This window comes from Actinomadura sp. 6K520, assembly GCF_004349245.1.
In the GTDB taxonomy this organism is placed as follows: Bacteria; Actinomycetota; Actinomycetes; order Streptosporangiales; family Streptosporangiaceae; genus Spirillospora.
The window spans coordinates 35,466-56,562 of record NZ_SMLC01000034.1 but is presented as its reverse complement, the minus strand read 5'-3'; the positions used below and the strand labels follow the sequence as shown (position 1 = coordinate 56,562).

The 21,097-nt window shown below is 74.5% G+C and carries 22 protein-coding genes, 1 tRNA gene and 1 pseudogene; 11 read left to right on the top strand and 13 right to left on the bottom strand.

Annotated features, from left to right (window positions below; translation table 11 throughout):
- Positions 1-230, top strand: a pseudogene (locus E1289_RS12130) (hypothetical protein); the annotation flags it as partial.
- A gap of 35 nt (positions 231-265) precedes the next feature.
- Positions 266-1,084 carry an AraC family transcriptional regulator gene (locus E1289_RS12125; protein ID WP_131979124.1) on the top strand — a complete coding sequence of 273 codons (819 nt, stop codon included), beginning with the start codon at positions 266-268 and terminating at the stop codon, positions 1,082-1,084.
- A 31-nt stretch (positions 1,085-1,115) separates the two neighbouring features.
- Here E1289_RS12125 and E1289_RS12120 read toward each other — a convergent pair whose 3' ends face one another.
- The 3 genes from E1289_RS12120 to E1289_RS12110 all read right to left on the bottom strand — a co-directional run bounded on the left by E1289_RS12120 (position 1,116) and on the right by E1289_RS12110 (position 3,537).
- Positions 1,116-1,445, bottom strand: a complete 330-nt coding sequence (locus E1289_RS12120; RefSeq protein ID WP_131979121.1) for a multidrug efflux SMR transporter — start codon at positions 1,443-1,445, stop codon at positions 1,116-1,118.
- Entirely contained in the window at positions 1,445-2,314 is an 870-nt protein-coding gene (locus E1289_RS12115) for an LLM class flavin-dependent oxidoreductase (RefSeq protein ID WP_207928924.1), read from the bottom strand. Before E1289_RS12115 ends, E1289_RS12120 begins: the two co-directional genes overlap by 1 nt.
- 62 nt (positions 2,315-2,376) lie before the next feature.
- Positions 2,377-3,537 (bottom strand): helix-turn-helix domain-containing protein, encoded by a 1,161-nt coding sequence (locus E1289_RS12110; protein ID WP_131979114.1) that lies wholly within the window; start codon positions 3,535-3,537, stop codon positions 2,377-2,379.
- Between the two features lie 125 nt (positions 3,538-3,662).
- On the opposite strand from E1289_RS12110, the gene E1289_RS12105 reads away from it, so the two are divergent.
- Positions 3,663-4,457, top strand: a complete 795-nt coding sequence (locus E1289_RS12105) for a class II aldolase/adducin family protein (RefSeq protein ID WP_131979111.1) — start codon at positions 3,663-3,665, stop codon at positions 4,455-4,457.
- Positions 4,458-4,506: 49 nt separating this feature from the next.
- Entirely contained in the window at positions 4,507-5,562 is a 1,056-nt protein-coding gene (locus tag E1289_RS12100) for a Gfo/Idh/MocA family oxidoreductase (RefSeq protein ID WP_131979109.1), read from the top strand.
- Here E1289_RS12100 and E1289_RS12095 read toward each other — a convergent pair.
- From E1289_RS12095 to E1289_RS12060, 8 genes are all read right to left on the bottom strand, one after another.
- Entirely contained in the window at positions 5,556-6,401 is an 846-nt protein-coding gene (locus E1289_RS12095; RefSeq protein ID WP_131979106.1) for an endonuclease/exonuclease/phosphatase family protein, read from the bottom strand. The genes E1289_RS12100 and E1289_RS12095 overlap by 7 nt on opposite strands.
- A gap of 51 nt (positions 6,402-6,452) precedes the next feature.
- Positions 6,453-7,484, bottom strand: coding sequence for a hypothetical protein (locus E1289_RS12090; protein WP_243712769.1), 1,032 nt, complete (start codon positions 7,482-7,484; stop codon positions 6,453-6,455).
- Positions 7,485-7,680: 196 nt separating this feature from the next.
- A complete protein-coding gene (locus tag E1289_RS12085; RefSeq protein ID WP_131979103.1) occupies positions 7,681-8,121 on the bottom strand; it encodes an HNH endonuclease in 441 nt (146 codons plus the stop codon).
- Between the two features lie 26 nt (positions 8,122-8,147).
- Positions 8,148-8,219, bottom strand: a tRNA-Asn gene (locus E1289_RS12080).
- Positions 8,220-8,375: 156 nt separating this feature from the next.
- Positions 8,376-9,359: a GNAT family N-acetyltransferase gene (locus E1289_RS12075; protein WP_131979100.1), complete on the bottom strand. Its 984-nt coding sequence runs from the start codon at positions 9,357-9,359 to the stop codon at positions 8,376-8,378.
- Positions 9,360-9,437: 78 nt separating this feature from the next.
- On the bottom strand, positions 9,438-10,430 hold the full coding sequence (gene meaB, locus E1289_RS12070; RefSeq protein WP_131979097.1) for a methylmalonyl Co-A mutase-associated GTPase MeaB: 993 nt from the start codon (positions 10,428-10,430) through the stop codon (positions 9,438-9,440).
- Entirely contained in the window at positions 10,427-12,637 is a 2,211-nt protein-coding gene (scpA, locus tag E1289_RS12065; protein ID WP_131979094.1) for a methylmalonyl-CoA mutase, read from the bottom strand. The genes meaB and scpA overlap by 4 nt, the downstream gene beginning before the upstream one ends.
- The gene (locus tag E1289_RS12060; protein ID WP_131979091.1) at positions 12,634-14,472 is read right to left on the bottom strand and encodes a methylmalonyl-CoA mutase subunit beta; all 1,839 of its coding nucleotides are present in this window, start codon (positions 14,470-14,472) and stop codon (positions 12,634-12,636) included. Before E1289_RS12060 ends, scpA begins: the two co-directional genes overlap by 4 nt.
- 121 nt (positions 14,473-14,593) lie before the next feature.
- Between E1289_RS12060 and E1289_RS12055 the strand changes: the two genes are divergently transcribed.
- From E1289_RS12055 to E1289_RS12045, 3 genes are all read left to right on the top strand, one after another.
- Entirely contained in the window at positions 14,594-15,772 is a 1,179-nt protein-coding gene (locus tag E1289_RS12055; RefSeq protein ID WP_131979088.1) for an acyl-CoA dehydrogenase family protein, read from the top strand.
- A 136-nt stretch (positions 15,773-15,908) separates the two neighbouring features.
- Complete coding sequence (locus tag E1289_RS12050) at positions 15,909-16,118, top strand: HGxxPAAW family protein (protein ID WP_131979085.1); 210 nt, start codon at positions 15,909-15,911, stop codon at positions 16,116-16,118.
- Positions 16,119-16,120: 2 nt separating this feature from the next.
- Positions 16,121-16,303 carry a hypothetical protein gene (locus E1289_RS12045; protein WP_131979082.1) on the top strand — a complete coding sequence of 61 codons (183 nt, stop codon included), beginning with the start codon at positions 16,121-16,123 and terminating at the stop codon, positions 16,301-16,303.
- A 6-nt stretch (positions 16,304-16,309) separates the two neighbouring features.
- Here the strand turns inward: E1289_RS12045 and E1289_RS40100 are convergent, their stop codons facing one another.
- Positions 16,310-16,438 carry a hypothetical protein gene (locus E1289_RS40100; RefSeq protein WP_279487328.1) on the bottom strand — a complete coding sequence of 43 codons (129 nt, stop codon included), beginning with the start codon at positions 16,436-16,438 and terminating at the stop codon, positions 16,310-16,312.
- Between the two features lie 188 nt (positions 16,439-16,626).
- Between E1289_RS40100 and E1289_RS12040 the strand changes: the two genes are divergently transcribed.
- Together E1289_RS12040 and E1289_RS12035 are read left to right on the top strand one after the other, a co-directional pair.
- A complete protein-coding gene (locus E1289_RS12040) occupies positions 16,627-17,715 on the top strand; it encodes a glutamate--cysteine ligase (RefSeq protein WP_131979079.1) in 1,089 nt (362 codons plus the stop codon).
- A gap of 241 nt (positions 17,716-17,956) precedes the next feature.
- Positions 17,957-18,904: a sensor histidine kinase gene (locus E1289_RS12035; RefSeq protein WP_131979076.1), complete on the top strand. Its 948-nt coding sequence runs from the start codon at positions 17,957-17,959 to the stop codon at positions 18,902-18,904.
- Positions 18,905-18,925: 21 nt separating this feature from the next.
- Here the strand turns inward: E1289_RS12035 and E1289_RS12030 are convergent, their stop codons facing one another.
- Complete coding sequence (locus tag E1289_RS12030) at positions 18,926-19,486, bottom strand: DUF2269 domain-containing protein (protein WP_131979073.1); 561 nt, start codon at positions 19,484-19,486, stop codon at positions 18,926-18,928.
- A 235-nt stretch (positions 19,487-19,721) separates the two neighbouring features.
- Between E1289_RS12030 and E1289_RS12025 the strand changes: the two genes are divergently transcribed.
- Positions 19,722-20,165, top strand: coding sequence for a hypothetical protein (locus tag E1289_RS12025; protein WP_131979070.1), 444 nt, complete (start codon positions 19,722-19,724; stop codon positions 20,163-20,165).
- A gap of 75 nt (positions 20,166-20,240) precedes the next feature.
- Entirely contained in the window at positions 20,241-21,038 is a 798-nt protein-coding gene (locus E1289_RS12020) for an SAM-dependent methyltransferase (RefSeq protein WP_131979067.1), read from the top strand.
- The last annotated feature ends 59 nt before the right edge of the window (positions 21,039-21,097 follow it).

Here is a 21,097-nt window from a genome sequence, read left to right as displayed (position 1 = left end):
GCTCCGGGGCCCGCGCCACCCCGGCCCGCTGGTACAACTTCGACCCGGCCACCTACCTCGAGTGCGCCGTCGCGGGCAGCCTCGGCGGCTGGGACGCCGCCGACGGCGCCCGCGTGCCGCTGCCCGCGCGCCACGGGGATGCCCCGGCCCGCTCCTACGTCCGCACGATCACCACCATGACCTGGGGCGATCTGGCGCGGATCGCCGTGTGCGGGCAGGTGTACGAGTAGCCCGTCCTGTCCGGCCCGCGTGGTAGGACTGGGGCATGAGCGACAGGCCGGTCCAGTTCAGCGACCGGGGCGGCTGGTGGCTGGCGCAGGCGCGGCCGCATCCCGCGCTGCGCCCGTTCCTGCGCTCCTACGACGGCTACTGGGAGACGGTGGCCGTGCCGTCCCGGCGGCGCACCGTCCCCACCCGCACCACCGTGACGATCATCAATCTGGGTCCGCCGATGTACCTGGAGGTCCCCGGCTCCGGTGCCGGGCGGCGCGGCGGCCGCGACCACGGCTCGTTCGTCGCCGGGATGCACGACGGGCACGGCATGTACCGCAGCCCCGGCGGGCAGCGGGGCATCCAGCTCGACATGACCCCGCTCGGCTCCTACACGCTGTTCGGCGTCCCGCCCGCCCGCTTCACCAACGACGCCGTCGACCTGCCCGAGCTGCTCGGCCGCGGCGCGCGGACACTCGTGGAGCGGCTCGCCGCCACCCCCTCGTGGGGCGAGCGGTTCGACCTCGTCGACGACTTCCTGCTGCGCCGCCTGGAGGTCGGTCCCGCCCCCGACCCGGAGGTCGCCCGGGCGTGGCGGCTGCTGAACCGCGACCTCACCGTCACCGTCGCCGACCTCGCCGCCGACGTCGGCTGGAGCCGCAAGCACCTCACGAACCGGTTCCGCGAGCAGGCCGGCCTGCCACCGAAGGTGATGGCCCGGGTCCTGCGCTTCCAGCGCGCCGTGGAGCTGCTGTCCGGCGGCGCCGGCTTCGCGGAGGCCGCGTCCGCCTCCGGCTACTACGACCAGGCGCACCTCAACCGCGAGTTCCGCGCGCTGGCGGGCTGCACCCCCACCGAGCTGCTCGCCCGGTGACGGGCGCCGGCACGGGCGGCGGCACGGGCGGCTACCCCTGCCGCACTCCCCCGCCGAGGTTCAGCACGACCACGCCCACCACGATGATCACCGCGCCGGCGATCGTCACCGGCCTGACCTCCTCCTTGAACAGCAGCACGCCGCCGGCGAAGGCCCCGACCGTGCCGAGCGCGGACCAGATCGCGTAGACCGGCCCGACGTTCAGCGACAGCAGCGCCCGCGCCAGGAGCACGAAGGAGACGAGGTAGCCGGCCACCACGATGACGGACGGCCAGAGCCGGGTGAAGCCCTCGGAGGCACGCATCGCCAGCGTCGCCGTGACCTCGCAGGCGATCGCGACCGCGAGCAGGGCGAACGGCATCAGCGGTCCCCGCCGTACTCGGCGGCGATCGCCTCGAACACCGCCATGTCGGCGTCGAACGGCGTGCCGGGCCGCGGCCAGTGCAGCGCGATCTCGGTGATGCCGAGTTCGGCGTAGCGGCCCGCGAGGTCGGCGAACGAGCCGGGCGACGCCAGCCACGGCTCGTCGGCGAAGCCCGTCAGCAGGATCCGGTCGGCGATCTCGCGGCCCGCCGCCTCGCACGCCGCGTCGAGCGCCGCCAGGCGGGAGCGCACCGCGTCCTGCGGCGCCATGCCCTCGGCCGCGCCGCTGGTGACCCACGCGTCGCCGTGCCGCGCGGCGACCCGCATGCCGCGCGGCCCGTTCGCGGCGATCACGAACGGGACGCGGGGACGCTGCACGCAGCCGGGCTCCTGGACGACCTCGCGGGCCGAGTAGTACGTCCCCTCGAACGTCGTCGACGGCCCGCGCAGCAGCAGGTCGAGCAGCTCGACCCACTCGGCGAAGCGGGACGCGCGCTCGCCGGGCGTCCAGCCGGCACCGCCGAGGACGCCGGCGTCGGAGGTGCGGCGCGTGCCGCCCGCGCCGACGCCGACCGTGAGCCGCCCCCCGCTCACGTGGTCGATCGTCTTGACGGCGTGCGCCGTGGGCACGGGGTGCCGGAAGTTCGGCGAGGTGACCAGCGTGCCGATCCGCACCCGGGAGGTGACCGCGGCGGCCGCGGCGAGCGTCGTGTACGCGTCGTACCAGGGCGTCGCGCCGCGCCACGCGATGTGGTCGTACACCCACGCGTGCCGGAAACCGAGATCCTCGGCGCGCCGCCACAGCTCGCCCGCCTCCGGCCATGACCGCGTCGGCCACATCACGGTGCCGATCCTCGGTGTGGTCACCGGTCCCTCCGTTCCCCTGCCGTACGCCCGGGGCCCCGGGCGCATCACCGCACCAGACCAGATTACGGACGGGTGCGCGCGAGCCAGCGGTGCAGTGCCCACCACCAGTTCGCGGCGCGGGACACCGCCGCCCCGGACGACGGGTCCAGCAGCGGGCGACCGGTCAGCTCCTGCAGGCGCCGGACCCGGTACTTCACGGTGTTGCCGTGGACGTGCAGCGCGGCGGCCGTCGGCTCGATCCGCCCGCCGTGGTCGAGGTAGGCGAGCGCCGTCCCGGCGAGCTCGACGTGGAACGGGTCGTCGGGGTCGAGGCCGGCGGGCAGCTCGGCGGCGAGCAGCCCGCCCAGCTCCGGCTCCGCCTCCGTGGCGGTGAGCAGCGCGAGCTCGGTGAGCCCCCGCAGGCCCGTCATCCCCGCGGCGGCGCCCGCCCGCAGCGCCCGCCGCCCCAGCGCGTACATCGGCGCGATCCCGGCGGGCGGCGCGGGCGGCGCGGCCACCAGCAGCGGACCGGCGGGCGGGCCGGCGGGCGGGCCGGCCATCGTCCCCGGGTCGGGCAGCCGCGCGACGAGGGCGGCGAGCCGGCCGTCGACCAGCCCGCACAGCGCCGTCCCCGCGGCGGACAGCTCCGACTCCAGCCGGGCCGCCACCGCGGGGTCGCTGACGTCGGAGACCACGCAGTGGTAGGCACCGGACGGGTCGAGCGGCGCGAGCACCGGGACCGACTCGCCGTGCAGCAGCTGCCGGAGCATCTGCGCGCGGCCCTCCCGCACGGTGCGGGCCATCTCCAGCTCCGCGACCCGGTGGGCGTGCACCATCCGGTGGACGAGCGCGGTGGTGATCTCGTCGATGCGGGTGACGCCGTCGAGCAGGACGGCGTCGGGGACGCCCAGCCGGCGGCCCTCGGCGATGAGCGTCCGGACGAGGTGGGCGCGCCCGGCCTGGAAGCCGTCCAGGAACGCCGCGACCGGCACGCCCTGCCGGGCCCGGTCCGAGCCGAGCCGCTCGGCCGCGGCCAGCACGTCCTCCCCCGGGCCGCCGCTCCGCAGCGCGGCGGCCACCCCCCGCACGAGCGCGCGCGTGTGCCGGCGGGTCTCCTCCACCGGCAGGGCGGCGACCGGCTCGGACTTGCTCCGGGCGGCGCGGACGGTCTCCTCCAGCACCGCCGGGTCGTCGCTGTGCTCGATCAGCAGCCGCCGGAAGCGGCCGCTCACGCTGGCGTCCATCGCCCCATTCTGCGCCGTCGTTGTCCCGGATGGACAATCCCGCGCGCGGGGTTTGGGCGGCCACGTCTAGCCGGAACGCCGGACGATGGTGTTCGGTGGTCCCAAAACACCCAAGGAGTGCGCCGATGTCGGATGAAGACGAGTTCCTGGAGAAGCTGCCGACCGACCTGATCTTCCGGCTGCCGCCCACGTTCGACGACGTGGCCGACGAGCGCCGGCACCGCAAGGAGCGCCTCACCGCCGCGCTGCGCATCTTCGGCAAGTTCGGCTTCGAGGAGGGCGTGGCCGGGCACATCACGGCCCGCGACCCCGAGCGCACCGACCACTTCTGGGTCAACCCGTTCGGCATGTCGTTCAAGCACATCAAGGTCAGCGACCTCATCCTGGTGAACCACCAGGGCCAGGTCGTCGAGGGCCGCTACCCCGTCAACGAGGCCGCGTTCGCGATCCACTCGCAGGTCCACCAGGCCAGGCCGGACGTGGTGGCCGCCGCGCACAGCCACTCCACGTACGGGCGGGCGATGTCCGCGCTCGGCCGGAAGCTGGAGCCGATCACGCAGGACGTGTGCGCGTTCTACCAGGACCACGGGCTGTTCGACGACTACACCGGCGTCGTCACCGACCTGGAGGAGGGCAAGCGCATCGCCGCCGCCCTCGGCGGCACCAAGGCCGTCATCCTGCGCAACCACGGCCTGCTCACGGTCGGCGACACCGTGGACGCCGCCGCGTGGTGGTTCATCACCATGGAGCGCTCGTGCCAGGTGCAGCTCCTCGCCAAGGCCGCCGGGCCGGTCGTCCCCATCGAGCACGACAACGCCGTCCTGACGCACGGGCAGATCGGCAACGACCTGGTCGGCTGGATCAACTACCAGCCCCTCTACGACCAGATCACCCGCGAGCAGCCCGACCTGTTCGAGTAGCGACCCCCCGGGCGCCGGGCCGCACCGCGGCATCGGCCATCATCGGGGGATGGACCTGCGTGTTGCGCTGATCGGATACGGCACCGGCGGCTCGGTCTTCCACGCCCCGCTGATCGCGGCGGTGCCGGGCATGCGGCTCGCCGCGGTCGTGACGGGGGACCCGGGGCGGCGGAAGGCCGTCCGGGAGCGGTACCCGGAGGCGGAGGTCTTCGACAGCGCCGACCGGCTCTGGAGCGCGCCGGAAGGCTACGACCTGGTCGTGGTCGCCGCGCCGAACCGGCAGCATGTGCCGCTGGCCAGGGCGGCGCTGACCTCGGGCGTCCCCGTCGTGGTGGACAAGCCGGTCGCGGCCTCCGCGGCGGACGCCCGGTCGCTGGCCGCGCTGAGCGCCGTCCGGGGCCTGCCGGTGTTCCCGTTCCACAACCGCCGGTGGGACGGCGACTACCGGACCGCGCGGCGGCTGGTCGGCTCCGGGGCGCTGGGCGACGTCCAGCGGTTCGAGTCGCGGTTCGAACGCTGGCGCCCCGAGGTGCGGCGGGGCTGGAAGGAGAGCACCGACCCCCTCGACGCGGGCGGCATCCTGTTCGACCTGGGCTCCCATCTCGTCGACCAGGCGATCACGCTGTTCGGCCGGCCGGGCGGGGTCTACGCCGAGGCCGACACGCGCCGTCCCGGGGCGGCGGCCGCCGACGACGTGTTCGTGGCCCTGTCGCACCCGGGCGGGCAGCGCTCCCACCTGTGGATGAGCGCCACGGCCGCGCACCTCGGTCCGCGGTTCCGGATCCTCGGCAGCCGCGCGTCCTACACGGTCTCCGGCATGGACGGGCAGGAGGAGCAGCTCCGCGGGGGCCGCACGCCCAGGGACCCCGGCTACGGCATCGCGCCGCCGGAGTCGTACGGCCTGCTCGGCACGCCCGGTGAGCAGGCTCCCGAACCCACGGCGCCCGGCGCGTACCACGACTTCTACGCGGGCGTCGCCCGCACCCTCCGGGACGGCGCGCCGCCGCCGGTGGCGCTCGCCGACGCGATCACCGGCCTGGAGGTCATCGAGGCCGCCGTCCGCTCCGCCCGGGAGGGCGTCGTCGCCGCGCTCGGCGATCAGTAGCGCAGGTCGGCCAGCACCCCGTAGTGGTCGGACGGGACGACGCCGTCCACCGGCCGCTCGCCGAGCAGCTCGCAGCGCACGGGGTGCCCGGCGCCTCCGGCCCGCGGCCAGGCCGAGAAGACGTAGTCGATGCGGCGGTCGGGCCACAGCACGGGCCTCGTCCAGTGGTTGGCCCGGCTCCAGGTGTATCCGGCGGTCCCGTCGCCGGCCGTCTCCCAGGCGTCGTAGAAGACCACGCCCGGCGCGGCGACGGCGGCGCGGCCGGTCAGCATGCGGATCTCGTCGGAGTCGGGCGCCGCGTTGAAGTCGCCGGCCACCACGACCGGCGCGTCGTCCCCCGCGACCTGGCGGACGAACGCGCCGAGGGTGCGGACCTGCTCCTGGCGCTGCGCGCTGTGGCCGAGCCGCCAGCCGAGCGCGGCGCCGAGGACGTGCAGGGGGCCGCGCGGCCCGTCCACCCTGGCGTGCACGGCGAGGCCGGGGTCGGTGGCGGTGGCGGGGTGCTCCTCGTGGGCGAGCCACTGCCGCCCCACCTGGCCGAGGGGCCAGCGGGACAGCAGGGCGATCCCCGACCTGTCCCGGCCCCCGGCGGACGGGAATCCGCGGAACACGGTGTGCGGCAGGCCGAGCGCCTCCGCGAGCCGGCCGGCCTGCGCCTCGTCGTCGTCCTCCCACGCCTCGACCAGGACGACGAGGTCGGGCGCGGCGTCCCCGAGGGTCGCGGTGATCGCCCGCTCGCGTTCGCGCCAGGGGCCGTAGCGGTGCCAGACGTTCCAGGTGGCGACCCGGACCGTCGTCTCGACCAGCGGGCCGTACGGCTGCTCGATGTCATAGGCCATGGTGCGAGCGTCCCAGCGCGCGCCGCGGACCGCCAGGCGGCGGGCCGGGGATCAGAGGACCGAGACGTGGATGTGGTCGAAGTGGTTCTGCGTGACGCTGCCGCGGTCCTCCATCTGGCGCCAGCCGCCGCTGCTGCGGAAGTCGTAGATGCGCTGCTTCCAGATGATGTACTTGAGGCCGAGCCGCGACGCGTTGTTGATCAGGTACTGGGAGACGTTGTCGCCGTGCGCCTGGGCGGAGGCGCTCGGCATCGCGCCGCCGGTGCTCTCCATGAAGTCGCAGGCGGTGCCGGAGCCGTGGTCCTGCGGGTCGCCGGGGCGCGCGCAGCCGATCGAGGGGAACGGGCCGAATTTGCCGTCGACCTCCACCAGCACGGTCCGCATCCGCGCGGTCATGGAGTTGCCCACGATCGGCGACTTGGTGCCGCTCGCCCCGTCGGGGCGGCCCGCGCCGCCTCCGGCCGCGGGGGCCTGCGTCCGGGCCACCTGGGGCTCGTACTTGGCCAGCAGCTTCCGCACGCGGGTGCGCTGGCTGGTGAGGTCCTTGAGCTCCTTCTCGACCGCGTCCAGCTTCTTGCGGGCGGTCTCGTCCGACTTCTCCGCCTGGGCGGTGAGGGTCTTCAGGTTCACCAGGCGGCGGCCGTTGTTGCGGCTGATGTGCTCGATGACGGCGGCGTCCCGGACGGCGGCGCCCGGCTCGGCCGAGGAGATGATCGGGACCACGTCGAGGCGGCCGGTCATGTAGGAGGTGGAGGCGAGGCGGGCGACGTCGGCGCGGGCGACGTCGTACTCGCGGTCGGCGCGGGCGGCGTCCGCCCCGGCGCGCTCGGCGGCCTTCTTCGCCTCCTCCAGGGTGACGAGCTCGCCGCGGTACTCCTTCGACAGCTTCTCCGACTGCGCCTTGAGCTTGGCGTACTTCTTCTTGATGTCCTCGGGCGCCTGCGGGAGCGCCGCCGCGCTCCCGGACGCCGGGGGCAGCGCCACCGTGACGCCCGCCGCGAGGGCGAGCGCCGCCAGACGCCGCGCGGTGCCGCGCCCGCCCGATGCGCGAGCCGTCCTGCCGAGGGGGTCGAGGGCCGCCACAGATATCTCCTAGATAACAAAGCTCAAGATTGGCGGCACATTACCACAACAGCCCCTTTAGCCTCGGAAGCATCAAAGAACCACATAGCGTGACCGCCGGCTACCGATGAACCATACGGCCGGGGGCCGGGCCGTGGTTCAACGGCCCGGCCCCTTCCCCCGCGGCGCCGCGGTCCCCCTCCGCGGCGCTCCCCCGTCACGGCGCGGTGAGCTCCTCCCAGCGCGGGACCCGCGGCCGGGACAGCAGCCGCAGGCCCGCCTCGGCGACCGTCCGGTCCCCCTTGCGGTTGTTGCACCTGCCGCACGCGAGGACGGTGTTCTCCCAGGTGTCACCGCCGCCCCGCGACCGCGGGTGGACGTGGTCGATCGTGTTACCCCGGCCGCCGCAGTAGCAGCAGCGGCCGCGGTCGCGCAGGTACACGCCCCGCTTGCTCCACGGCGGGCGCCTCCCGTGCCGCCAGCGCATCGCGACGTACCGGACGAGCCGCAGGACCCGCGGCACCGGGAAACTGCCGAAGGTCCGGCCCTCGACCGCCTCCTCGACCACCGCCACCTCGCGCACCAGCATGCGGATGGCGTGCCGCAGGTCGACCCGTTGTAAGGGTTCGTACGACGCGTTCAGGACGAGCACGTTCACCGGGTCACCTCCCACCCTTCCCGCCGCTCCCCCGCCAGGATTCGAACCTGGGTAATCCGCATTAACGGCGCGGCGTTCCGCCGTTGAACTCCAGGGGAATACTTCGGCAATTCTCCAGGATTCCGGGCATTCCCGGAAGCCTCCTTAAGAGTGCCGATACGGCGGTGGGGAGGCAACGTGTTTTCGCTCCCGGCGGTCATCCGGAGACCCGGCGGCTCCGGCGGTTCCGCGGTCCCGGAAGGCCGCCGGCGCGGTCAGCGGGAGGCGGGGAGGGACGTGACCGCGGCCTGGTATTCCATCGACTCGCGTTCCACGCGAAAGCCGAGTTCCTCGTTGACGGCGAGCATGTGGGCGTTGTCGCCGGCGTTGTCGGTCTCGATCTCGCGGACGCCGGGGCGCGTCGCGGCGAGCCATTCGAGCATGGCCGCCTTCACCCAGATGCCGATGCGCCTGCCCCGGTGCTCGGGGACCACGGCGGTGTCGTACTGGGCGGCGCGGCCGGTGCAGCCCTCCGGGACGACGACCTCGGTGAACCCCGCGACGGCGCCGCCGGAGAGGGCCGCGACGGTGTAGAGGTCGTCGCCGCGCTTGGCGACGACCTCGGCCATCTCGCGGACGCGGCGCGCGTCCCACGGTGCGCCCTCGTACTCGGCGAAGTCGGCCATGGCGTACTTGGCGCGGGCGAACGCGGCGGCGTGCTCGTCTGGGACCACGCCCCGCCAGCGGACGAGCCGGTACCCGGCGGGGGCCCCGGCCAGGAGCCGGGCGACGTGCTCCGGGGGGACGTCGTCCAGCCGCAGCAGCAGCCCGCGCAGGGTCAGGACGCACTCGAACCCGTGCGACTCCAGGAACGGGACGGCCGGGGTGCCCGCGAGCACCTGCGCGATCACGCTGGTGCGCCCGTCGGCGCGCAGCCCGCCGGCCGCGGCGGCGAGCAGCCGCCCGCCGAGCCCGCGGCGCCGCTCGCCGGGACGGACCTGGATGTCGATCTCGCCGGGACGGCCGGCGCCGGGCTCACCGGGCAGCCGCAGCGCCGCGACCGCGGCCAGCCGCGCGCCGTCGGCCACCGCCCACAGCCGCCGCCGCGCCCCCGGATCGGCGCCGAGCAGCCGCCGCGCCGGGCGCTCCGGATCGGGCTCGGGCTCGGCGGCCGGGTCGGCGGCGTGCACGGCGGCGAGCACGTCGTGCCACTGCCGGAGCTGCGCGTCCGTCGGATCATCGAGCGCGATGACGTCCATCCGACTGTTGTACCTGATCGTCACCCGGCGTGGCCGCGTCCCCCGGCAACCGGTGGTTTCGGTCTGCGGGAACGGGACTCAGCAGCCGCGCGAGAACGCCTCCAGGATCCGCTCGGCGGCCAGGGCGGGCGTGAGCGAGCCGTCGGCGACCTCCTGCTCCAGGCCGGGCGCCAGCTTCCGGACGCCGGGGTGCGCGTGCAGCTCGGCGAGCAGCCGCTCGCGGACCATCGCCCACGTCCAGCCCACCTGCTGCCGCCTGCGCCGGGCCTCCAGCTCGCCCGACCCGCGCAGCCCCTCCTGATGCTCGACGATCCGGTCCCAGATCTCCGGCAGCCCGGTCCCCTCCCTGGCACTGCAGGTCAGCACGGGGATGTCGCGGACCCGCTCGTCGCTGCGCAGCAGCCGCAGCGCCCCCGACAGCTCGCGAGCGGCGCGCTTGGCCTCCATCTTGTGCTCGCCGTCGGCCTTGTTCACGGCGATGACGTCGGCCAGCTCCAGCACCCCCTTCTTGATGCCCTGGAGCTGGTCGCCGGTGCGGGCGAGGGTGAGGAACAGGAAGGAGTCGACCATCTCGGCGACGGTGGTCTCGGACTGGCCGACGCCGACGGTCTCGACCAGGACGACGTCGTACCCCGCGGCCTCCATGACGACCATCGCCTCGCGGGTCGCCTTGGCGACGCCGCCGAGCGTCCCCGCCGTGGGCGAGGGCCGGATGAACGCGTTCGGGTCGGTGGCGAGGCGCTGCATGCGGGTCTTGTCGCCCAGGATGCTGCCGCCGGACCGGGTCGAGGACGGGTCGACGGCGAGCACCGCGACCCGGTGCCCCGCCTCCGTCAGCCGGGTGCCGAGCGCGTCGATGAACGTGGACTTGCCGACGCCCGGCACCCCGGTGATCCCGACACGGCGGGCGCCGCCGGCGTGCGAGGTCAGCTCGACCAGCAGCCGCTGCGCCAGCTCCCGGTGGTCGGGACGGGTCGACTCGACCAGCGTGATGGCCCGCGCGATCCACGCCCGGGACCCGTCCAGTACCCCCGCCGCGTACTCGTCGAGGCCCCTGGTCCCTGTGCTCACTGCGCGGAGTGCCCGAGGGCGGCGGTCAGCTCGGCCAAGAGGCCGGTCGCCGCGTCGGCCAGGACGGTGCCGGGCGGGAAGATCGCCGCGGCGCCGGCGGCGCGCAGTTCGTCGAAGTCGCCGGGCGGGATGACCCCGCCGACGACGATCATGATGTCGGCGCGGCCGAGCGCGGCCAGCTCCTCGCGCAGCGCGGGCACCAGCGTGAGGTGGCCGGCGGCGAGGGAGTTGACGCCGACGATGTGCACGTCCGCCTCGACGGCCTGCCGCGCGACCTCGGCCGGCGTCTGGAACAGCGGGCCCACGTCGACGTCGAAGCCGAGGTCGGCGAACCCGGTCGCGATCACCTTCTGGCCGCGGTCGTGGCCGTCCTGCCCCATCTTGGCGACGAGGATCCGGGGGCGGCGCCCCTCGGCGTCCTCGAACGCGGCGGTCGCCGCGCGGGCCTTCTCGATCGAGGACACCCGTCCCGCCTCCTCCCGGTACACCCCGGAGATCGTACGGATCTGCGCGGCGTGCCGCCCGTACGCCTTCTCCAGCGCGTCCGAGATCTCGCCGACGGTCGCCTTGGCGCGGGCGGCCCCGATCGCGAGGCCGAGCAGGTTCTGCTCCAGTCCCGGCGCGCGGGTCCCGTTCTCCGCGGCCTCGGCGGCGCGGGTCAGCGCGTCCAGCGCGGCCCCCGTCGCGGCCTCGTCGCGCTCCTCGCGCAGGCGGCGCAGCTTGTCGATCTGCTGCGCGCGGACGGACGCGTTGTCGACCTTGAGGACCTCGATCTCCTGCTCGGTGCCGGGGCGGTACTTGTTGACGCCGATGACCGGCTGCCGCCCGGAGTCGATGCGGGCCTGGGTGCGGGCGGCGGCCTCCTCGATGCGCATCTTGGGCAGCCCCTCGTCGATCGCCTTGGCCATCCCGCCGGCCTGCTCGACCTCGGTGATGTGGCCCCAGGCGCGGCGCGCGAGGTCGTAGGTGAGGCGCTCGACGTAGGCGCTGCCGCCCCACGGGTCGATGGTGCGGGTCGTCCCGGACTCCTGCTGCAGGACGATCTGGGTGTTGCGGGCGATGCGGGCCGAGAAGTCGGTGGGGAGGGCGAGGGCCTCGTCCAGCGCGTTGGTGTGCAGCGACTGGGTGTGGCCCTGCGTGGCGGCCATGGCCTCGATGCAGGTGCGGGCGACGTTGTTGTAGACGTCCTGCGCGGTGAGCGACCAGCCGGACGTCTGGCAGTGGGTCCGCAGCGACAGCGACTTGGGGTTCCGCGGGCCGAACGTCTTCACGAGCTTCGCCCACAGCAGGCGGGCGGCGCGGAGCTTGGCGACCTCCATGAAGAAGTTCATCCCGATCGCCCAGAAGAACGACAGGCGGGGCGCGAACGCGTCGATGTCCAGGCCCGCGTCGCGTCCCGCGCGGATGTACTCGACGCCGTCCGCGAGGGTGTAGGCCAGCTCCAGGTCGGCCGTGGCCCCGGCCTCCTGGATGTGGTAGCCGGAGATGGAGATGGAGTTGTACTTCGGCATCCGCTGCGAGGTGAACGCGAAGATGTCGGAGATGATCCGCATCGACGGCTGCGGCGGGTAGATGTAGGTGTTGCGGACCATGAACTCCTTGAGGATGTCGTTCTGGATGGTCCCCGCGAGGGCCTCCGGCTCCACCCCCTGCTCCTGCGCCACGGCGATGTAGAGCGCCAGGACGGGCAGGACCGCGCCGTTCATGGTCATCGACACGCTCATCCGGTCCAGCGGGATGCCGTCGAAGAGCTGCCGCATGTCGTAGATCGAGTCGATCGCCACCCCGGCCATGCCGACGTCGCCGGAGACGCGCGGATGGTCGGAGTCGTAGCCGCGGTGGGTGGCCAGGTCGAACGCGACCGACAGCCCCTTCTGCCCCGCCGCGAGGTTGCGGCGGTAGAACGCGTTGGACTCCTCGGCGGTGGAGAACCCGGCGTACTGGCGGATCGTCCACGGCTGCGTCGCGTACATCGCCGGGTAGGGGCCGCGCAGGTACGGCGCTATGCCGGGATAGGTGTCCAGGAAGTCGAGCCCGGCCAGGTCGTCCCCGGTGTAGAGGGGTTTGACGCCGATGCCCTCCGGGGTCTCCCAGGTCTGGGCGGCGGGGTCCGTGCCCGCCTCGGTCACCGCGGCGCGCCAGCGCTTGGCCGTCTCGTCCGCGGGCGGCGCCGTCCCGAGCTCGATCTCGGTGAAGTCGGGGATCATTCGCTCACTCCCAGATCGTGGAGGGTGGTCTCCAGCACCTCGATCGCGTCGCATCCCGCGTACACGCCGGCGTCGGCACCCTCGTACGTTCCCTTACCCGCCAGCCAGACCTTCACCGCACCCGCGTCCCGCAGAAGCCGCGCGGCGTCCGCCGCCTGCTCCCCGTACACCTTGTCGCTGGAGCAGATGCAGGCGACGGGCGTGCCGGACGTCCCGAACTCCTCGGGCGCGCCGGCGACCGTCTCGATCCCGCCCGCCTGGAAGAGGTTGGCGGCGAACGAGGCGCGGGCGGTGTGGACGGCGACGGGCCCGAGCGTGGCGAGGAAGACCCTGGGGCGGGCGCCGGTCGCCTCGGCGTGGGCGTCGGAGCGGTCGCGGAGGGCCTCGAAGTCCCGCGCGTAGGTCACGACGGGCAGCCCGCCGCGCGGCTCCCCGTCGTCGGCTGCGGACGGCGCGGGTTCCCGCTCCGGGAGGGCCTCGGCGAGGTTGGGGTACTCGCTGACGCCGGTGAGCGGGGCCTTGCGCCGGGCGATGTCCCTGCGGCGCCGCTCCCACGTCGCGGCGAGCCGGCCGGCGACGAGGCCCGAGTCGAGGGCGGCGGCGAGGCCCCCGGCCTTCTCGATCTCGGTGAACCAGGTCCAGGCGGCCTGGGCGAGGCCCTCGGTGAGGCTCTCGGCGTACCAGGAGCCGCCGGCCGGGTCGACGACGCGGGCGAGGCTCGACTCCTCCAGCAGCAGCGTCTGGGTGTTGCGGGCGATGCGCCGGGCGAAGTCGTCCGGCAGCCCGAGCCGGGCGTCGAACGGCTGGACGGTGACCGCGTCGGCGCCGCCGGCCCCGGCGGCGAACGCCGCGATCGTGGTGCGGAGCATGTTCACCCACGGGTCGCGCCGCGTCATCATCGCCGACGACGTGACCGCGTGGACGCGGGCGGCCGTCCCCTCGGACGCCCCGCTGACCTCGGCGACCCGCGCCCACAGCCGCCGGGCGGCGCGGAGCTTGGCGATGGAGGAGAACTGGTCGGCGCTGACGGCGAGGCGGAACTCGATCTGCCCGAACGCCTCGGCCACGCTCAGCCCCGCCGCGGTCAGCGCGCGCAGGTAGGCGACGCCGGCGGCGACGGCCGCGCCGAGCTCCTCGGCGTCGCTCCCGCCCGCGTCGTGGTACGGGGTGCCGTCGGCGACGACGGCGCGCAGCCCCGGGAAGTCCCGGACGCAGCGGACGGCCAGCGCGGCCGCCTCGTCGAGCGACCCCGGCGCGCCGGTGCGCGCGGCCAGGCCGAGCGGGTCGGCGCCGAGGTTGCCGGACACGTCCGGCGCGTTCCCCCGCTCGGCGGCCAGGGCCAGGAACGCCTCGGCGGCCTCGCCCGCGCGCTCCCCCGCGTCCAGGACGACCGGCGCGAGGTCGAGCAGCACGTCCCGCAGCGCCTCGGCGAGCCCGGCGACCGGCATGCCCGTGTCGCCCAGCCGCAGCCAGATGGACGTGGCGCCGTTCTCCAGGTCGGCCAGGACCGCCGCACGGGTGACCGCGGGGTCGGGGTGCGCGTGCCGCTGCCGCACGTCCCATCCGGCGATGCCCTCGCCGTCCGGCCGCACCTCGCGGACGTACGGGGCCAGGCCGGGGCGTCCGGGCGGGGCGTCGTCGCGGGTGTACAGGGCGGCGATCGGCACCCCGTCGTACGACTCACGGGCCAGGAGGCCCTCGATCTCGTCAAGGGGGGTGTCCTCGGTCGCCGCGCCCGACCTGCGCAGCACCCCCTTCACCATCTCCCGCCACCGGTCCCGTTCGGCCGGGGGGAAGGCGGCGGCCAGTTCCAGTTCCTCAGGCGGCACCGTCATGCCCTGGATCGTAGGCGAGCGACCGAACGCCGCTCTGAAGCGGGTCCCGGTGAGGACGGCGCCGGGCCCGCGCGGGCCCGGCGCCCCGGTTAGCGGTGCGGCGTCCGGGAAGGGGGGTGCCATGACCTTGGACTCCCTCCCCGGTGACCTCTACCACATGCAGGAACTCCTCGACGATCGCGAGAAGGAGATCGTCGGGCGGGTACGCGCCTTCCTGGAGGCGAAGGTCGCGCCGATCGCGAACGACTGCTGGGCGCGGGCGGAGTTCCCGTTCGACCTGATCCCCGGGTTCGGCGAGCTCGGCATCGCCGGGCTCGCCCACGACGAGTGCCCGGGCGAGAAGCCGAGCAGCCTGCTCACCGGGTTCCTGGCGATGGACATGGCGCGGGTGGACCCGTCCATGGCCACGTTCTTCGGCGTCCACACCGGCCTCGCGATGGGCAGCATCGGCCGGTGCGGCTCGCCGGAGCAGCGCGAGCGATGGCTGCCCGCGATGGGGCGCATGGAGAAGATCGGCGCGTTCGCGCTCACCGAGCCGGAGGGCGGTTCGGACGTGGCGCTCGGGCTCCGCACCACCGCGCGCCGCGACGGCGACACGTGGGTGCTGAACGGCGCGAAGCGGTGGATCGGCAACGCGACGTTCGCCGACCACACCGTCGTCTGGGCCCGGGACGAGGCCGACGACCAGGTGAAGGGCTTCGTCGTCGGCAAGGACGCGCCCGGGTTCACCGCCACCCGGATCGAGCACAAGATCGCCCTGCGGACGGTGCAGAACGCCGACATCGTGCTGGCGGACTGCCGCGTCCCCGAGGCCGACCGGCTCGCGGGGGCGAACGGTTTCAAGGACACCGCCGCGATCCTGCGCCGCACCCGCAGCGGCGTCGCCTGGCAGGCCGTCGGCGTCATGCTCGCCGCCTACGAGCTCGCCCGCGACTACGCCGTGGAGCGCGAGCAGTTCGGCCGGCCGATCGCCAAGTTCCAGCTCGTCCAGGACCTGCTGGTCAGGATGCTCGGGAACGTCACCTCCTCGCTCGGGATGGTGGTGCGGCTCGCCCAGCTGCAGGACGAGGGCCTCTACCGCGACGAGCACTCGGCGCTCGCGAAGGCCCACTGCACCACCCGCATGCGGGAGGTGGTCGGGTGGGCCCGCGAGCTGATGGCCGGCAACGGCATCGTCCTCGACTACGGCATCGGCCGGTACGTCGCCGATGCCGAGGCGCTCTACTCCTACGAGGGCACCCGGGAGATCAACACTCTGATCGTCGGGCGCGCGGCGACCGGGATGGGCGCCTTCGTCTGACGCCCCGCTCCCGGCCCGGCCCCCGGTCCCCGGCCCGAGGGGGATACGGCCCACCCCGCAGGAGCTTCTGGTGAGGGGCGTTGCTAAAGTTCGGCGCCGTAGGCCCCAACGGAACCGTGTGAGGAAGACGAGACGCATGTCGACTGGCAGCCACGCCGGGCGCCCCAAGTCCTGGGTCGCCGTGAGCATCATCTTCATCGGGTTCATCATCGGCGGCGTCGGCATCGTCATGGGCCCCGACTGGATCGTCTTCGGGATCGGCGCGGCGGTGACGGTGCTCGGCGGCATCATCGCCCTGGCCGTCGACATCATGACCGACGTCGTCGTCGACGAGCCGCGGCTGTAGCGTTGTTCGGCCGCCCTCCCATCGAAGAGCGCATCGCCGCGCGGCAGCGCGAGCGCGGGCCGCTCAAGGCGGGCAGGGTGTTCCCGCACGCCCCCGCCAAGATGCTGTTCTTCGTCAGCATGGGGGTCGTGGTCGTCACCCACCTGATCGCGCTCTCGCTGCTGTTCGTCGATTCCGGCCCCTGACCCGGCTCAGCGGCCGCGGTCCGAGCCGTCCGGCGGGCCCTCCCCCCGGTCACCCAGGTAGAACAGCCCCACCAGGACGAAGATCGCGACGGCGGCCAGGATGGCCAGCACGCCGAACAGAGCCGATCCGGACACGGGAACCACCTTCCTCGCCTTGCGCGGCGCCTCCCCTGGTCCTGCCCGCTGAACAGCGGATCAAAAGGGGGTAAAGAGGGTCCCCGGGGTCTTCCCCGCCGCCCGCCGGCGGGGTGCGGACGGGGCGGCGACGACGTACCGTCGAAGGGAAGTGGCCGCCCGCGTCGCCCCGAGCCAGAGGTGGTGGGATGCCCCTGCGACTCGGAATCGAGGAAGAGTACTTCGTCGTCGATCCCGTCTCCCGGCAGGTCGTTCCCCGGGCCGCCGCCGTCGTGCGGCGGGCGACCGCGGCGCTCGGCGAGCGCGCCTCGACCGAGCTGGTCGACTTCCTCGCCGAGGCCAAGACCCCGCCGTGCGACGACCTGGGAAAGCTCGACGAGCAGATCCGGTCGATGCGGTCGGCCATGGCCGCCGCCGCGGCGGCCGAGGGCGTGCGGCTCGCCGCGACCGGAACGCCCGTCCTGGGGGAGGTGATCCCCGCGCCGATCGCCGCCGGTCCCCGCTACGCCGAGAGCCGCGCGGTCTACCGCGCCCTGGACGACGAGCAGAGCATCTGCTCCTGCCACGTCCACGTCGAGATGCCCGACCGGGAGCGCGCGGTCCAGGTGAGCAACCACCTGCGCCCCTGGCTGCCGACGCTGCTGGCGCTGACGGCCAATTCGCCGTACTGGGCCGGACGCGACACCGGCCACGCCTGCTGGCGGGTGATGGCGTGGGCGCGGTGGCCGGTCGCGGGCCCGCCGCCGTACTTCGAGTCGGCGGCGCACTACGACGACCTCGTCGGGACGCTGCTCGGCTGCGGCGCCCTGATGGACACCGGCACGATCTTCTGGGACGTGCGGCCGTCGGCGCGGCTGCCCACCGTGGAGATCCGGCTCGCCGACGTCGCCCCGACCGCCGCGGACGCCGCCGCGTTCGCCGCGCTGATCCGGGCGCTGGTGCAGGTCTCGGCCGCCGCGGTGGACGCCGGCGAGCGGGCGCCCGACCCGTCCCAGGAGATGCTGCGCGCGGCGTACTGGCTGGCCGCGCGGGACGGCCTCGCCGGGACGGGGATGGACGTGCGCACGGGCCGCCCCGCCGGTCACCGGGAACTGGCCGGCGACCTGCTGGCGCACGTGCTGCCCGCGCTGCGCGACAGCGGCGACCTCGGCGCCGTCGCCGGCGGCGTCCGCCGGCTGCTGACGGACGGGACCGGCGCCGAGCGGCAGCGCGGCGCCTACCGCCGGCGCGGCCGGCTGACCGACGTGGTCGACGCCGCGATCCTGCGCGGCCGGTGACCGGGCGCGAGCCGGTCGGCGGTGGCGGAAGCGATTCGATGATCGCCGAACGTGATTTCCCGGGTATCGTCCGTTTTTCGGCGCTCATCTCCGGGTAGTCGTGAGTTGATCGTCGTCAACGAAAGATCAGCTTTACCTCGGGGGATGCACGTGTGGGCCGGTCTCGCGCGATGGTGTCCTCCGCGTACGCTCGCTGGGAACACATGATTCCGAGAACAGGCCCGAATGGAGTGACCGCGCCATGAGCCTCGCGCCCCAGAGGCCGCGCACGGTGAACGGTGGCGCTTTCGTCCATCCCGCCCTCTTCTACCGCGACGCCGACGAGTACCTCGCCGGCACCGTGCCGTTCGTGCGCGCGGGCCGTGCAGCCGGCGAGCCCGTCGCCGTCGCGGCGCCGCCGGCCCGCCTCGCACTGCTGCGCGAGGCGCTCGGCGCCGCGGCCGCCGAGGTGACCTGGCTGGACATGACCGAAGCGGGGCGCAACCCGGGCCGCATCATCCCGGGCGTGCTGCGCGAGTTCGCCGACCGGCACACCGCCGGGCGCGTCCGGATCATCGGTGAGCCGATATGGCCCGGCCGGACGGCCGACGAGTACCCGGCCTGCGCCCAGCACGAGGCGCTGATCAACATGGCGTTCGCGGGCCGCGGGGTGTCGATCCTGTGCCCCTACGACGTCGCCGGCCTGGACCCGGGCGTGCTCGCCGACGCCCGCGCCACCCACCCCGTCGTGATCGACCGCCGCGGTGAGCACGCGAGCGGGGACTACGCGCCCGACCGCGTCGTGCGCGCCTACAACCGGCCGTTCCCGGAACCGCGGGGCGCGGTCTCGATGCGCTTCGACCTGGACGCGCTGCCCATCGTCCGCGAGTTCGCCTGCCGCTGGGGCGCCCGCTTCGGCCTCCGCCCGGACACGGTCGGCGACCTGGAACTCGCCGTGAACGAACTGGCCGCCAACTCCTGCCTGCACGGCGGCGGCTCGGGAACCGCGCGGCTGTGGGCGGAGAACGGCCACGTCCTCTGCGAGGTCCGGGACGCCGGGACGATCACCGACCCGCTCGCCGGCCGCCGTCCCGCCGACATGAGCCCCAACGGCGGCCGGGGGATCCTCATGGTCCACCACCTGGCCGACCTCGTCCGCGTCCACACCGGCCCGGACGGCACCGCGATCCGCGTCTACATGCGCACGTGAGAGCACCGCGCCAGGGCCGCGTCAGGACCGGGCCGCCGCTGCCCCGGGGCGGCGCCAGGTGATGCGGCGGCGCGGCTTGAACACCGACAGGGCCGTGGCGGTGAGGAGCATCGCGAGCTGGCCGGAGACGACCGCGACCTGCCACCATCCCCGCCCGGCCGGGGGTGCCGCGCCACCGGCGGTGGCGTCCGCCATGCCCTCCGGCGTGAACAGCAGCATCCCGGCGAGGATCACCCCGATCAGCAGCAGCAGCTTCGCGAACACCCAGTAGTGGCGGGCGAGACCCCACCTGCTGCCGAGCGCGAGCGCGATGCCGCTGGCCAGGGCGGTGAGGCTGAGGGGGATGCCGCCGCCGAACACCAGCACGCCCATGAGCCGGTAGGCGGAGTTCGCGAGCGTCCCGTCGGCGGTCAGCGTCGCGGTGAGGTTGAGGAGCACCAGGCCCCACACCTCCCCCACCAGCGCGACGGACGAGACGACGTGCACGACCGTGAGCAGCTTGCGGGTGGCCGGCCGGGGCCGCCACCGCTGCGCGGCGGGGGTGGCGGCGGTGGCGGGCGGCGGTGTCTGGAGGACGGGCATCTCAATGCTCCCTGGTTTCCGGTGCCGACGTCCCGATCGTCCAGGGGCATCACGGGCGCGGTCGTCGGACGACCGGATGCACCCGTGCTGCTCCCCTCGGCGCAGTCCGGTGCCCGGCGCCTGCTCCCCGCGGGGTACCGCGCGGAATGTCGAGAATTGACCCGGTTCCAGGTGTAGCGGGCGCACCACGGGAATCATCCGGGCTGCCTGACCCACCCGATCGTTATGGGGAACGATGCGTTTTCTCGTTCGCGCTCACCAGCTGCCCGTCCGCTTGATCGTCGGGGCGTTCGTCCTGAACTCCGGCGTGTCGAAGCTCAAGGGCGACGAAGAGGCGGCGGAGCAGACCCACGGCACGGCCAAGACCGCCTACCCGGTCCTGGAGTCGCAGGACCCGCGGGACTTCACCCGCAACCTCGGGAGGACCGAGGTCGCGCTCGGCACCGCCCTGATCCTGCCGGTGGTCCCGTCGGCGGTCGCCGGCGCCGCGCTCACCGCGTTCGCGGGCGGGCTGACGGGCCTGTACCTGCGGATACCCGGCATGCGGGAGCCCGGCGGGCTGCGTCCCACCACGCAGGGCATCGGGCTCGCCAAGGACACCTGGCTCATCGGCATCGGCACCGCGCTCCTGCTGGAGGAGCTCGGCCGGGCCCGCGCCGGGCGCCGGGGCCGCGGCTGAGCCCCGATCCCGGCGGCTACCGTCGAAGGAGCCGGCACACCGCTCCCCTCTGTGAAGGCGACAGGTGAAAACGACATGACGACGGCCGCCACGCGGGCCCCGGAGACGGTCCTCGCGCTGCACAGGCCCGCGTCGGCCCGCGTCCAGGACTACCTCCTCGGCGGCAAGGACCACTACGCCGCCGACCGCGAGCTCGCCCACCGGATCCTGGAGGTCCTGCCCCAGGCGGCGGACGCGGCCCGCGCCGACCGCGGCTTCCTCGGCCGCGCCGTGCGGCTGCTGGCCGGCCGCGGCGTCCGCCAGTTCGTCGACCTCGGCTGCGGGCTGCCCAAGGACGACAACCTGCACCAGATGGCCGCCCGGCACATCGGCGGCAGCCGCGTGGTCTACGTCGACGACGACCCGCTCGTCATCGCGCACGCCCGCGCGCTGCTGCTCGACGGCGGCAACATCGCCGCGCTGCGGGCCGACGTCCGCGACGCCGCGGCGATCCTCGGCAGCCCGGAAGTGCGCCGCCTCATCGACCCGTCCGAACCGGTCGCGTTCGTCTTCTCCTCGGTCCTGCACCACCTGCCCGCCGCCGGGGGCCTCGTCGCCGCGCTGGCGGGCACGGCCGCGCCCGGCAGCGCCGTGGTCGTCTCGCACGCCACCGCCGACTTCGCGCCGGCCGCGATCGCCGAGGCCGCGCGGCGCCACCGGGAGGCGGGCACCGTCCCGCTGATCCCCCGCGGCGCCGGGGAGATCGCGCGGCTGCTCGGGCCGTACCGCCCGCTGTCGCCCGGCCTCGTCCCGCTCGGCGGCGGCCATCCGGGCGCCGCGTTCCGGGCGGCGGCACCCGAGGCGATCATGTACGGCACCGTGGGCGTCCGCTGACCGTCCCGCCCGGCCCGGCGGGGAGTGTGGGGTTGATCACACTCCGTCGCCGCCGGGGC